Raw genomic sequence first — 12,312 nt, forward strand, 5'->3', positions numbered from 1 at the left:
ATCGGGCGGGCCTCGCCGTCGGCTGACCTGTCAGCCGGCGGCGCGGCAGCTCTCGAACATGGTGTGCTTCACCAGCGATGCCCACCTGCCCGACAGCTCGCCGGGCGCGACGTCCGCCTCGACCCGCTCGGTGGGCGTCGCAGTGACCACGCTGCCGTCCACGGCGTACGACGTCCGCAGAATGTCCCACGTGGGCGAGGAGCCGGCCGGCTTGTGCGGGACCGCCTCGGTGACCACCACTCCCCCGGTCCCGCAGTCGACGCTCAGCGGGTGCTCCTGCACGTCGGTGGCCGTGAACGGCACCAGCGGACGTCCTTCGACCTCCAGCTCGGTCCAGGCCCCCTCGTCGGGTGCGAACAGCCGGACCTGGAACCCACCACGCGGGTGGTCCTGGCGGATGGCGAACAACGGACTCTGCAGCCCCGGCACGTCGACCTTGAACGACTCGGTCACCGGGGGCTCACCGGCGGGCAGGGTCGGAGAACCGGTCGGGGTGGGCGGCACCGAGGCCTCCGTCGACGTCGACTTGGACGTCGACGTGCCGTCCCCGGCCGAGCCGCACCCTGCCAGCAGGACCGCTGCCACGAGGGCAACCACGAGAAGAACCAGTCTGCGCACCATGGGGATGGGACGCACGCGGTCGCCGAACGGTTCCGTCATGGCGTCACCGTAGTCCGCAACCGTCCCAGCCCCCGGGTCCGCCACCGTGTCGGCGTCTAGAGTCGGCCACGTGAGCACGATGAAGTCCAGGCGGCCAGGCCCCTCGGTGCGCATCCGCGTCGTGGAGCACCGTGACGGCTCCCGGCTCGAGCACGAGGACCGGGTGGCCACCGAGGAACCGCTGGAGATCCGGGTGGCGGCGCCGGGCCTGCCCGCCCAGCGGGTCGCGGTCACCATGCGCACCCCTGGGCAGGACTTCGAGCTCGCCGCGGGCTGGCTGGTCCACGAGGGCGTGACCACGCCTGAGGCGATCGCCGCGGTGAAGTACTGCACCGACTCGACGCTCTCCGACCTCGAGGAGTTCAACGTCGTCACGGTCGACCTCGCCGCTCCCCCGCTGACGCTGCCCACCGCCCGGCTGGTCAACTCGGCGTGCGGGGTGTGCGGGACCGAGACGGTCCAGGACGTGCTCGCGGCCGCCAGGCCGGCCGAGCCGGTGACCCTGGCCCGCGACGTGCTGCTGTCCCTGCCCGACCGGCTCCGCGAGCACCAGCCCGGGTTCGACCGGACCGGCGGCCTGCACGCGGCCGGCCTGTTCACCGCGACGGGGGCCGCGGTCGTCGTACGCGAGGACGTGGGGCGCCACAACGCGGTGGACAAGGCCGTCGGCGCCCGCATCCTGGCCCGCGAACCGGTGCCGCCGGTGCTCACGCTCAGCGGCCGGGTGGGCTTCGAGCTGGTGCAGAAGGCCGTGGTCTCCGGGGTCTCGGCGATCGTGGCCGTCGGCGCCCCCACCTCCCTGGCGACCTCGCTGGCCCGCGACGCCGGGCTCCTGCTCGCCGGGTTCACCCGCGCCTCGCGCTGCGTGGTGTACGCCGGCGGCGACCGGGTCACGGACTGACGACCGTCCTTCCCGTAGCGTCTGCCCGTGCCCTCCACTGCCCCGCGTGACGACTCGACCGCCCGGCGACTGCTCGACGCGCAGGTCGCGCACCACCTCGACCGGCTCAGCGGCGACCTGCTCGCACCGACGCTGTCCCATCTCGCCACCGAGCTGCTGGGCGCCGTCGGACAGCACCGGCTCGACGACCTCCTCGACCGGGACGCGGTCACCACCGTGGTGGTCGGGGCCCTCGACCACGCCCTGCGCAGGGAGCATCTCGAGCAGGTCCTCGACGAGCTTCCCGAGCACCTGCCCGTGGTCGAGCAGGCCCTCGAGCAGCTGACCACCGGCCCGGAGGTCGGCCTGATGGCCTCGCGGTTCATGGGTCGCATCGTCGGTGAGGTGCTCCAGGCCAACAAGGCGGTCACCGACAAGGTCCCCGGCCTGGGGTCGCTGATGTCGTTCGGCACCAGTGCCGCCTCGAGGATGATGGGCGCCGCCGACAAGCAGTTCGAGGGACTCATCGGGGACACGATGGGCAAGGGCGGCACCTTCGCCGTGCGCCGCCTCAACCGGATCCTGGTCGAGACGCTGCGTGACCCGACCACCCACGACGCCGTCCTGGAGGCCTGGGACCTGCTCACCGAGGAACAGGGCCGCGACGAAGGTGTCGCGCGGCTGGCGGACGTGGTCGTGGAGGGGTTCTTCGACCGGTTCGGGCAGCGCACCGTGACCGAGCTGCTCGAGGAGCTCGACCTCGACCAGGAGGACCTGGTCGAGGACGTGGTCCGGGTGGCCCCACGGGTCGTCGAGGTGCTGCGCGAGAGCGGCGACCTGGAACGGGTCCTGCGCGCCGAGCTCGAGCCGTTCTACTCCTCGCCCGAGGTCGCTGCCCTGCTCAAGGGCTGAGCGTGACCGGCAGCTGCGCGTAGCCGCGCAGGATCCGGGTCCGCCGGCGGGTGGCGCCCTGTTCGAGGCGCAGGTCGGGGTAGCGCTCGAACAGTGTGCGCAGCCCCACCTCTCCCTCCATCCGGGCGAGCGCTGCGCCGAGGCAGTAGTGCCGGCCGGCGGAGAACGAGACGTGGTCGCGGGCGTTCTCCCGGGCGACGTCGAAGGTCTCGGGCCGGGGGAAGACTCCGGGGTCACGGTTGGCGCCCACCAGCAGCCCGACCATCACCGTGCCGCGGCGCATCGCGACACCACCGACCTCGGTGTCGGCCCTGACCATCCGCCCGGTGAGCAGCACCGGCGGGTCCAGGCGGAGCACCTCGTCGACGGCGTTGGGCCACAGGTCCGCGCGCTCGGCGAGCACCGTTCGCTGGTCGGGGTCAGCGGCGAGCATCGCGATGCCGTTGCCGAGCAGGTTCACGGTGGTCTCGAAGCCGGCCGCCAGGACCAGCCCGGCCGTGGACTTCAGCTCGGCGTCGGTGAGCCCGATGCCGTCCTCCTGGGCGGCGACGAGCTGGCTGAGCAGGTCGTCGCCCGGCTGCCGTCGCAAGCCCGCAAGGTGCTGGTCGAGCCACTGGTCGAACTCGCGCAGCGCGGACTCGACGTGGCGGAACTCCCGCCAGGACAGGCCGAGGTCGAGGCTGGGCGCGGCGGCCTCGCCGAACCGGAGGACCTGGTCGCGGTCCTTCTCCGGGACCCCGAGGATCTCGGCGATCACGGTGACCGGCAGCAGGCTGCAGTACGACGCGACGATGTCCGCGGGGCTGCTCGGGTCGATCCGGTCCAGGAGGCCGGTGGCGATCTCCTGGGTACGGGCGCGCAACTGCTCGACCGCGCGCACGCTGAAGACGCGCGAGACCAGCTTGCGGTAACGGGTGTGGTCCGGCGGCTCGGTCACCAGCAGCGACGGTGGCGTCAGCGGGCCCAGCGGCGCGTCCCGCATCGACCAGGCCTGCAGCCGGCCCAGCGCGCCCTCCCCCTCGACGGTGCCGAAGGCGGCGCGGGCGTCGGGACTCGACAGCAGCTCCCGCACCGCTGCGTTGTCGGCGCTGACCGCGGCGTACCTCCCCCGGTAGACCGGCCCCTGCTCCCGCAGCTCGTCGAGGATCGGGTCGAGGTCGCTGCCCCGGCCGGAGTGGGTGGCGACGAACATCCGCCCGTGCAGGTCGCCTTGCCTGGCGGCCCGCCGGAGCACGGCACGCGGCAGCGCATGGCCGAGCGACCACCGCACGGCGGCGCGCGTCACGGGGACGGGACTCACGGGGACGGTGCGGAGCTGGGCCATGCGGATCCTCCGGGATCGGTGACGTGCTCGGGGAGGCTACAGCTCCCGTTCGTAGGCGACCATGGCCGGTCCGCCCTCACCCTCGGTGCTCCGGAACCCGGCTGCCTCGTAGAGGCGCATGGCGAGCCGGTCATCCTCGCTGGTGATCAGGAACGCGTAGTCGGCGCCGAGCTCCCGCGCGACCCGCAGGGCCTCGGTGACCAGGTCCCGGCCGTGTCCGTGCCCGCGGTGCTCCGGTACGACGTAGAGCTCGGCCAGGTAGGCCTCCCCCGCCGTGCTCCACAGCGAGGGCTGCACCCGCATCACCGCGACGCCGACCGGTGTACCTTCCTCCGGCTCCCGGGCGAGCAGCACCGTGACCTGGTCCTGCGCCACCAGCTCGGCGAGCCGAATGGCCAGCCAGTCGGGCGGCGGCGAGGGCTCGTCGTACTCCACGTTGAAGTCGTGCAGCAGCCGTGCGGCGTCGCGCACTCCTGCGTCGTCCGGGCCACCGGTCACCGTCTCGGTCATGGCCCCAGTGTGCCCGTGCCGGGCCGCCTCAGCGGCTGGAACGGCGCCGGGCGAGCAGGGTGGAGTCGGCGATGTGCATCGTCACACCGTCGCGGGTGGTCACCCTGGGTCGCTGCTCGGCCACGAGCACCTCGAAGTCCTCGGGCAGGGCCAGGAGCAGGTCCTCGGCGAGGAACATCGCCCGCCGGTGGCTCTCGGTGAGCTGGGTGTGCTCCTCGGACGGCTCGTGACCCACGACCAGGAGGTGGCCACCGGGCGCGACGGCCTCGGTGAGCCGGCGGGTCACCTCGACCATGCCGCCGTCCGGCGGGTGCAGGAAGTGAGTGCTGACCAGGTCGAAGGAACGCCCGGCCGGGTCGAAGGTGCGTGCGTCGACCTGCCACCAGTGGGTGCGGTCGGCGACGCCTGCCTGCTCGGCGTGCCGGGCCGCGCGGGCCAGCCCGTTGGCGGAGAAGTCCGCACCGGTGACCTCCCAGCCCTGCCGGGCCAGCCAGATCACGTCGCCGCCCTCGCCGCAGCCCACGTCGAGCGCGGTGCCCGGGGTCAGCTTCGAGGCCTCGGTGACCAGCTGCGGGTTGGGGTCACCGCTCCACATCTGGGCGTCGCCGGAGTACCGCTCCTCCCAGCCCGCGGGCTCGAAGAAGGAGGCGGCCTCCTCCTCGGTCATCGCGTGGCCGTGCCCGTGCTGCTGGTCGTGCTGGTCCTCGTGCTGGTGCCCACTCATGGTGACCGCTCCTTCGTCGTACGACGCCGGACTGCGTCTCCAGCCCAGCATGCGGACCACCTGGAGCAGAAGCAAGAATGCTTGCCGTTCTGGCAAACACCTGTCGATCGACGCAGGTCTCGACACCCGGCCTAACGTGGAGCGGGAACGCCCACCCGCGAGCAAGGAGCGCCCATGCAGGCACGCACACTCGGCACGTCCGGCCTCCAGGTCTCCGCTCTCGGGCTCGGCTGCATGGGAATGAGCCAGTCGTTCGGCGCGCGACCTCCCCGCGAGGAGATGGTCACTTTCCTGCGTGCAGCCGTGGACCGTGGCGTCACGCTCTTCGACACCGCCGAGGTGTACGGCCCCTTCCACAATGAGGATTTGGTCGGCGAGGCCCTGCAGCCGGTCCGCGACCAGGTGGTGATCGCGACCAAGTTCGGGTTCGCCTACGACGAGTCCGGCCGCCAGGCCGGTGGCGTGAACAGCAGGCCCGAGAACATCCGAGCTGCGGTCGAGGGCTCCCTGCGTCGCCTACGCACCGACACCATCGACCTGCTCTACCAGCACCGCGTCGACCCGGACGTCCCCATGGAGGACGTCGCCGGCACGGTCAAGGAGCTCGTCGAGGACGGCAAGGTGCGCCACTTCGGGCTCTCGGAGGCAGGCGTCTCGAACATCCGCCGTGCGCATGCCGTGCACCCGGTCATGGCACTGCAGAGCGAGTACTCGCTGTTCTGGCGCGAGCCCGAGGACCAGATCCTCCCGGTGCTGTTCGAGCTCGACATCGGGTTCGTCCCGTTCAGCCCTCTCGGACGCGGGTTCCTGACCGGTCAGGTGACCGCGGAGACCACCTTCGGCGAGGGCGACATCCGGGCCACCCTCCCCCGCTTCGAGCAGGAGGCACTCAAGGCCAACCTCGCTCTGGTCGACCTGATCACCGAGGTGGCCGAGCGCAAGGGCGCCACCGTCGGCCAGGTGGCGCTGGCCTGGCTGTTGGCCCAGAGGCCGTGGATCGTGCCGATCCCCGGCACCAGGCGGCTGGAGCGGCTCGAGGAGAACCTGGGGTCGGCCGACCTCGTCCTCACCCCCGAGGACCTCGACGAGCTCGACCAGGCATCGGCCAGCGTCCAGGTGCAGGGTGACCGCTACCCCGAGGCGATGGCGAGGATGGTCGACCGCTGAGGTAGCACGTTCTCGTCCTGCTCGAGGTCGTAATCGATATAGGTCCTCGTTTTCGGCGGGGGTGGGACATTAAAGAATGGCGAAAAACCGGTTTTCGAGAGCTCCACCTAAATCGGACCCTAATCTCATCGCGTGATGACGCAGCGTGCGCGTCACTCGGTCACTCGGTCACTCGGGGTACCGATCCTCTCAGCGCGAGGTCCGTACATGCTTTCGAGTTCGCCGACCCATGCCCACTTGACCGGTTCGTTGACCGCAACTGGAGCCCGACGAGCACTGTCCGTGTTCGCGGTGCTCTTGCTCACGGTCGCAAGCGTGGCACTGACCGCCACCTCGGCGCAGGCCGCCCCCGGCGGCACGGTCGTCGGCTGGGGCTCCAACCTGGATGGCCGCAGCAGCGTCCCGGACAGCCTTGACGGCAAGACCGTCACCGCAATCGCCGCTGGATACGGCCACAGCTTGGCGCTGACCTCCACCGGACAGGTCATCGCCTGGGGCGCCGACTGGAATGGTCAGGCACGCATCCCGGACAGCCTTGACGGCAAGACCGTCACCGCGATCGCAGCCGGGACCTTTCACAGCCTGGCGCTGACCTCCACCGGACAGGTCATCGCCTGGGGCGACGACGAGTTGGGTCAGGCACGCGTCCCGGACAGCCTTGACGGCAAGACCGTCACCGCGATCGCAGCCGGGGGTGCCCACAGCCTGGCGCTGACCTCCACCGGACGGGTCATCACCTGGGGCCAAAACGCGGATCCCGCGGCAGGCGTTCCGGACAGCCTCGAGGATCAGACCGTGACCGCGATTGCAGCCGGATACAACCAAAGCATGGCATTGAGCTCCACCGGCCAGGTCATCGCCTGGGGCAACGACGAGTTGGGTCAGGCACGCGTCCCGGACAGCCTTGACGGCAAGACCGTCACCGCGATCGCAGCCGGGAGCTTTTTCAGCATGGCGCTGACCTCCACCGGAGAGGTCATCGCCTGGGGCTACGCCGCGGATGACCGGACACGTGTTCCGGACAGTTTTGAGGGCCAGACCGTCACCGCGATCGCAGCCGGGGGCGCCCACAGCCTGGCGCTGACCTCCACCGGACAAGTCATCGTCTGGGGCTACGACGCGGACGGGGGGGGCACGCGTCCCGGCCAGCCTTGACGGCAGAAGCGTCACAGCGATCGCAGCCGGGGGCGCCCACAGCCTCGCGATCCTCGCGGATAGCACGCAGGACTTCCTGCCGGGCGTGACTGCGACGATCACCGGGTCCCCCGGCGTGGGGCAGACCCTGACCGCGGGCGCTGGCGAAGTCGCTCCGGTACCGGACTCCTACGCCTACCAATGGCTCGCCGACGCAAGTGTGGTCGCGGGAGCCACCGGCGACACGTTCACCCCAACCGCAGCCGAGCAGGGTAAGGCGATCAGCGTCGAGGTCAGCGCGGTCAAGGCCGGCTATACCACCTCCACCTCCACATCACCGGCGACCGCGCTGGTCGGGGCGGGCACCTTCACCGTGACCGGGACGCCGAGCATCTCCGGGACTCTGAAGGTCGGGGCGACCCTGACCGCGGCCAGCGGCACGATCACGCCTACCCCCGAGGCACTCTCGTACCAGTGGTACGCCGACGGGGCCGCCATCACGGGCGCCACGGGGGACAAGTTGAAGCTGACCCCCGCCCAGCGAAACACCGCCATCACCGTAAACGTGACCGCAACGAGGCCCGGCTACCAGACCGCCTCGGACCTCTCGGCCCCGACCGCCCGGGTCGCCACCGACCTCGCCCCGGACGTCAAGCTCGAGGCCGCGGACCGGTCCTTGCGTCGAGGAGAGTCCACGACGCTGACCTGGACCACCGTGGACGCCGTCACCGTGACCGCCTCCGGCGCCTGGACAGGGACCAAGAACGCCACCGGTTCCACCTCGGTCAAGCCGATCGCGCTCGGCCAGAGCACCTTCGCCCTCAAGGCGAGCAACGAGAACGGCACCACCACCACCCAGGTGGCGATCTCGGTGACCCGGCCCGCAACGGTCCTGAAGGTCACCGCCCCCACCGGACTGCACTTGGCCGGCACCCCACTCACAGTCGGCACCGCCGGACTCGAGTCCGGTGAGCAGTACACCGTGCGGGTCGGGGGTCTCCGCGTCGCAACGGGTACCGCCACCAGCAGCCGCGTCCTCACCCCGGTGCGCATTCCAACCCAGGCACGTGACGGCATCGCCGCGATCACGGTCACCGGATCGAACCCGGACCGCACCGGCGCGACCACTGCCCGCGTCGTGATCAGCAAGACCCTCGGCCTCAAGCTCACCAAGCGACCCGCCGAGATCCGCCACCGACAGCGAGTCACCGTGACCGGCCTCGCCAGCGGCGAGCCAGTCACGGTGACCTACCGCGGCAAGCGCGTCTCCCCCAAGAACGCTCGCGCCAACGTCAACGGCCGCTACCAGGTCAAGTTCCGGGTCGGAAAGCGCCCCGGGATGAGGCCCGTCAGCACCACCGGGGCATTCAGCGGTCGAACTGCCAGCACCAAGTTCCGGGTCACCCGGCGCTGACCAGCGCTCAGCGCAGGGCGAGCGCCCCGCACACGTCCGGCTCCCAGGGCAGCTCGGACTGCTTGGCGATCTCGGCGTCGAGCGCCGCGGCCACGTGCTCGGGCCAGGGAGCGGTGAGACGGGACTCCATGTCGATGTGCAGGAAGATCTCCTCCATCACGAAGCTGAGCCGCTCGTTGGTGTCGTCGAGGAGATAGACCAGCGCGTGCGCGGCCCGCTCGGATCGTCCGAGCAGCCGCACCCGCGAGGAGATGCTGGCGCCGGTCAGGAGCTCGGCGAGGTAGACCAGGTGGTGCTCGGCGGAGAAGCAGGCGTGCCCCTCCGCGGGCCAGTTCTGCGGGATCCCCAGCGCGACCAGGGACTCATCGAGCCCCTCGCTGGCGATGCCGGTGTAGTGCCTGACGTTGAGGTGCCCGTTGGCGTCCTCGAACGGCACCGGCACCGGCTGGACGGTGTAGGCGGGAAGGGCAGCGAGCTGCTCGTACGTGGGATGGGATGGGCGCACAAAATGTGAGATTACCGGGAGGCCGGGAGCGGCCTTCCCCCAGACCCCCGTCGCCGGCCCCCGAGTGACTCAGCCGAGCGTGGCCACGTCGATGACGAAGCGGTATCGGACGTCGGAGGCGAGCACCCGCTCGTAGGCCTCGTTCACCTGGTCCACCGAGATCACCTCGACCTCGGCCCCGATGTGGTGCTCGGCGCAGAAGTCCAGCATCTCCTGGGTCAGGGCGATGCCGCCGATCAGCGATCCGGCGAAGGACCGACGGGCGCCGATGAGCAATCCCACGCGCAGGCTGAGCGCCTCGGGCGGGACGCCGACGTTGACCAGGGTGCCGTCGACGGCGAGCATGCCGAGGTGGCGGTCGAGGTCGATCGCGGCGCTGACGGTGTTGAGGATCAGGTCGAAGTGCCCGCGCAGCTGCTTGAAGGTGCCCGGGTCCGAGGTGGCGTAATAGTGGTCCGCGCCGAGGCGCAGCCCGTCCTCCTGCTTCTTCAGCGACTGCGAGAGCACCGTGACCTCGGCACCGAGGGCGTGCGCGATCTTGACCGCCAGGTGGCCCAGGCCACCGAGCCCCACCACTGCGACCTTCCTGCCCGGGCCGGCTCCCCACTTGCGCAGCGGCGCGTACGTCGTGATCCCCGCGCACAGCAGCGGCGCAGCCTCGGCCGAGCCGATGCCGGCGGGCACGGAGAGGACGTAGTCGGCGTCCACGACGACGTGGGTCGAGTAGCCGCCCTGCGTGGTGGTGCCGTCGCGGTCGGTTCCGGCGTACGTCGCGACCATGCCGTCCGCGCAGTACTGCTCGTCGCCGTTGCTGCAGTTGTCGCACTCGCCGCACGAGTTGACCATGCAGCCGACTCCGACCCGGTCGCCGACTGCGTGCCGGGTGACCCCGGACCCGACCTCGGTGACGGTGCCGACGATCTCGTGGCCGGGCACGACCGGGAACGGCTGGCGACCCCAGTCGCCGTTGACGGTGTGGATGTCGGAGTGGCAGATCCCGGCGTACTCGATCTCGATCAGGACGTCGTTGGCACCCACGTCCCGGCGTTCGATGGTGGTCGGGGCCAGCGGTGCACCAGCGGCGGGGGCGGCGTACGCGTTCACGAGCATGGTGATGTGAGGTCCTCGCGGTGGAAGTCGGGGCTCGCGGTTGTCCGAGCGCGCGCCTACGCTAGCGAAGGTGAGCCGCATCTTCCGCGTCAGCGTCGCCTCGGTCTACCCGCACTACGTCAACAAGGTGGAGCGGAAGGGACGCACCCGGGCCGAGCTCGACCAGGTTTTCGAGTGGCTCACCGGTTTCGACGAGGCGGCCCTGCATGCGCACCTCGAAGCCGAGACCACCTTCGAGGACTTCTTCGCCGAGGCCCGGCTCAACCCGCTGGCGTCCTCGATCACCGGTGTCGTGTGCGGCGTTCGGGTGCAGGACATCGAGGACCCGTTGATGCAGAAGATCCGCTACCTGGACAAGCTCGTCGACGAGCTCGCCAAGGGCAAGGCACTGGAGAAGGTGCTGCGCACGGCCTAGCCTGGCCGGCGAGAACCCCCGCGGCGTACCACTCCTCCCCTGTTCTGGGGATTCCTGGCTGCGCCCTCCGTGCCCAAGTCTTTGCTGCACGCCGATCGGGTCAGGGGTGACGGAACATGTCGGGACAGTGGCAACCTGCCGGTTCGAGAACCACGAGAGCGCTCCCCCTGATCGTGCTGGTGCTGATGATCGGGCTGCTGGCCGTCCTGGCCGGGCTGTACGCGCTCCACGACCAGGACAAGCAGTCCCGCGCGCGGACCAGGGAGCTCGACCAGCGCGTCCTCCGGCTGACCCAGGAGCAGGAGGCGACCCGGAAGGCCCTCTCGGAGATGGCCGGGTCGTCGTCGCGGCTCCAGGGCGAGGTCAGCCAGATGAAGGACGACGTGGGGGCGTTGCTCGACTCCGTCGGGGAGCTCGACTCCACCGTGCGGGACCAGGCCGAGCGCACCATCGACATCGCCAAGGTCTCCAAGGCGGCGCTGCCCTCCGTGGTCGTCGTCGAGTGTGGCGGCAGCCAGGGTTCGGGGTTCGCCGTGAGCGGGGCCCAGAGCACCGAGAGCACGACATCTGTCCTGACCAACCATCACGTGGTCTCCGACTGCATCGGCGACGAGTTCGAGGTCGGCTCGAGAAGGGCGTCCACGACGTACCAGACGAGGCTCGTCTCCTGGGACGAGGAGCACGACCTGGCTCTCCTCGAGCTCGATGCCGACCTCCCCCCGCTCGAGGTCGCCGACACGCCGGAGAAGGGGGACTCGGTGGTGGCGATCGGAGCACCGCTGGGTCTGGAGGACAGCGTCACCGTCGGCGTCGTCTCCAACATGTCCAAGGAGTTCTTCCAGACCGACGCGGGCATCAACCCCGGCAACTCCGGTGGACCGCTGCTCGACCGGCACGGCAAGGTCTTGGGCGTCAACACGATGACGGCGGCCGACACCGACCTGATGACCTCGATCGAGGGCATCTCCTGGGCGGTCCGGATGGGTGTGGCCTGCAGCGCCGTGCTGACGTGCGGGACACCTTGACGTCGGCCCGGTGCGTGGCACGCTTGGGCGATGCCGACGCGCGAGCAGCCCTGGTCCGACGAGAACCCCGCGCCCGCCCGGGTCGTGCTGCTCACCCGCAACCCGATCTCCGAGGCCATCGCCACGATCGCGACCACCGCCGGTCGCGACGTCACCGTGATCGATGAGGACACCGACGGTCGTGGCGTTGCAGCACTGGCCGGACTCGGGCTGCGTGCGGGCGACGCGGTTGTGCTGTGTGACCACGACGCCCCGGACGCACCGCAGGTCCTGCGGGACGCACTCGCCTCCCCCGCGTCGTACGTCGCGATGATGGCCAGCCGCCGCCGCGCCGCGGGGTTGCAGGAGGACCTGGCGACCGAGGGCGTGGCGGGCCTGGAGAAGCTGCACGTCCCCGCCGGTCTCGACACCGGGGGCAAGGCCCCCGGCGAGATCGCGCTGTCGGTGGTCGCGGAGATCGTGGCGTGCTCCTACGGCCGCAGCGGCGGGCCGATGGCCGGCTGACCCCGTGTCCGCCGCCGGTGTCAGGGTG

The 12,312-nt window shown here is 70.7% G+C and carries 14 protein-coding genes; 8 read left to right on the top strand and 6 right to left on the bottom strand.

Annotated features, from left to right (window positions below):
* Positions 1-30: 30 nt before the first annotated feature.
* Positions 31-660 (bottom strand): hypothetical protein, encoded by a 630-nt coding sequence (locus AC4BGC_RS09460; RefSeq protein WP_490555318.1) that lies wholly within the window; start codon positions 658-660, stop codon positions 31-33.
* 79 nt (positions 661-739) lie between these two features.
* Here AC4BGC_RS09460 and AC4BGC_RS09465 point away from each other — a divergent pair, with 79 nt between their 5' ends.
* On the top strand, positions 740-1,561 hold the full coding sequence (locus AC4BGC_RS09465) for a formate dehydrogenase accessory sulfurtransferase FdhD (RefSeq protein ID WP_490546765.1): 822 nt from the start codon (positions 740-742) through the stop codon (positions 1,559-1,561).
* Between the two features lie 27 nt (positions 1,562-1,588).
* A complete protein-coding gene (locus AC4BGC_RS09470; protein ID WP_490555319.1) occupies positions 1,589-2,452 on the top strand; it encodes a hypothetical protein in 864 nt (287 codons plus the stop codon).
* Here AC4BGC_RS09470 and AC4BGC_RS09475 read toward each other — a convergent pair.
* From AC4BGC_RS09475 to AC4BGC_RS09485, 3 genes are read right to left on the bottom strand one after another with little or no spacing between them, the layout of a single operon-like run.
* Positions 2,442-3,776 carry a cytochrome P450 gene (locus tag AC4BGC_RS09475; RefSeq protein WP_490544087.1) on the bottom strand — a complete coding sequence of 445 codons (1,335 nt, stop codon included), beginning with the start codon at positions 3,774-3,776 and terminating at the stop codon, positions 2,442-2,444. The genes AC4BGC_RS09470 and AC4BGC_RS09475 overlap by 11 nt on opposite strands.
* Positions 3,777-3,812: 36 nt before the next feature.
* Positions 3,813-4,286 (bottom strand): GNAT family N-acetyltransferase, encoded by a 474-nt coding sequence (locus tag AC4BGC_RS09480; protein ID WP_490555321.1) that lies wholly within the window; start codon positions 4,284-4,286, stop codon positions 3,813-3,815.
* Between the two features lie 28 nt (positions 4,287-4,314).
* Complete coding sequence (locus AC4BGC_RS09485) at positions 4,315-5,010, bottom strand: class I SAM-dependent methyltransferase (RefSeq protein WP_490555322.1); 696 nt, start codon at positions 5,008-5,010, stop codon at positions 4,315-4,317.
* A gap of 174 nt (positions 5,011-5,184) precedes the next feature.
* On the opposite strand from AC4BGC_RS09485, the gene AC4BGC_RS09490 reads away from it, so the two are divergent.
* From AC4BGC_RS09490 to AC4BGC_RS09500, 3 genes are all read left to right on the top strand, one after another.
* Positions 5,185-6,177, top strand: coding sequence for an aldo/keto reductase (locus tag AC4BGC_RS09490; protein ID WP_490555323.1), 993 nt, complete (start codon positions 5,185-5,187; stop codon positions 6,175-6,177).
* 315 nt (positions 6,178-6,492) lie between these two features.
* Positions 6,493-7,332 (top strand): RCC1 domain-containing protein, encoded by an 840-nt coding sequence (locus tag AC4BGC_RS09495; RefSeq protein ID WP_490555325.1) that lies wholly within the window; start codon positions 6,493-6,495, stop codon positions 7,330-7,332.
* 85 nt (positions 7,333-7,417) lie between these two features.
* On the top strand, positions 7,418-8,725 hold the full coding sequence (locus tag AC4BGC_RS09500) for a hypothetical protein (protein ID WP_490555326.1): 1,308 nt from the start codon (positions 7,418-7,420) through the stop codon (positions 8,723-8,725).
* 7 nt (positions 8,726-8,732) lie between these two features.
* On the opposite strand, the gene AC4BGC_RS09505 is transcribed toward AC4BGC_RS09500, so the two are convergent.
* Positions 8,733-9,230 carry a thioesterase family protein gene (locus tag AC4BGC_RS09505; RefSeq protein ID WP_490555327.1) on the bottom strand — a complete coding sequence of 166 codons (498 nt, stop codon included), beginning with the start codon at positions 9,228-9,230 and terminating at the stop codon, positions 8,733-8,735.
* Positions 9,231-9,299: 69 nt separating this feature from the next.
* Complete coding sequence (locus tag AC4BGC_RS09510) at positions 9,300-10,346, bottom strand: NAD(P)-dependent alcohol dehydrogenase (RefSeq protein WP_490555738.1); 1,047 nt, start codon at positions 10,344-10,346, stop codon at positions 9,300-9,302.
* Positions 10,347-10,410: 64 nt separating this feature from the next.
* Here AC4BGC_RS09510 and AC4BGC_RS09515 point away from each other — a divergent pair, with 64 nt between their 5' ends.
* From AC4BGC_RS09515 to AC4BGC_RS09525, 3 genes are all read left to right on the top strand, one after another.
* Positions 10,411-10,755, top strand: coding sequence for a DUF2200 domain-containing protein (locus AC4BGC_RS09515; protein ID WP_490544083.1), 345 nt, complete (start codon positions 10,411-10,413; stop codon positions 10,753-10,755).
* A gap of 116 nt (positions 10,756-10,871) precedes the next feature.
* Positions 10,872-11,780 (top strand): S1C family serine protease, encoded by a 909-nt coding sequence (locus tag AC4BGC_RS09520; protein WP_490555329.1) that lies wholly within the window; start codon positions 10,872-10,874, stop codon positions 11,778-11,780.
* Positions 11,781-11,810: 30 nt separating this feature from the next.
* Entirely contained in the window at positions 11,811-12,284 is a 474-nt protein-coding gene (locus AC4BGC_RS09525) for an XdhC family protein (protein WP_490555330.1), read from the top strand.
* Positions 12,285-12,312 lie beyond the last annotated feature (28 nt).

The sequence above is a fragment of the Nocardioides sp. Z38_18 genome, assembly GCF_058215695.1.

Coding starts and splice junctions, on each gene's coding strand:
- AC4BGC_RS09465 (WP_490546765.1), top strand. CDS start 740: ATGAAGTCCAGGCGGCCAGGCCCCTCGGTGCGCATCCGCGTCGTGGAG.
- AC4BGC_RS09525 (WP_490555330.1), top strand. CDS start 11,811: ATGCCGACGCGCGAGCAGCCCTGGTCCGACGAGAACCCCGCGCCCGCC.
- AC4BGC_RS09475 (WP_490544087.1), bottom strand. CDS start 3,776: ATGGCCCAGCTCCGCACCGTCCCCGTGAGTCCCGTCCCCGTGACGCGC.
- AC4BGC_RS09490 (WP_490555323.1), top strand. CDS start 5,185: ATGCAGGCACGCACACTCGGCACGTCCGGCCTCCAGGTCTCCGCTCTC.
- AC4BGC_RS09460 (WP_490555318.1), bottom strand. CDS start 660: ATGACGGAACCGTTCGGCGACCGCGTGCGTCCCATCCCCATGGTGCGC.
- AC4BGC_RS09480 (WP_490555321.1), bottom strand. CDS start 4,286: ATGACCGAGACGGTGACCGGTGGCCCGGACGACGCAGGAGTGCGCGAC.
- AC4BGC_RS09520 (WP_490555329.1), top strand. CDS start 10,872: ATGTCGGGACAGTGGCAACCTGCCGGTTCGAGAACCACGAGAGCGCTC.
- AC4BGC_RS09485 (WP_490555322.1), bottom strand. CDS start 5,010: ATGAGTGGGCACCAGCACGAGGACCAGCACGACCAGCAGCACGGGCAC.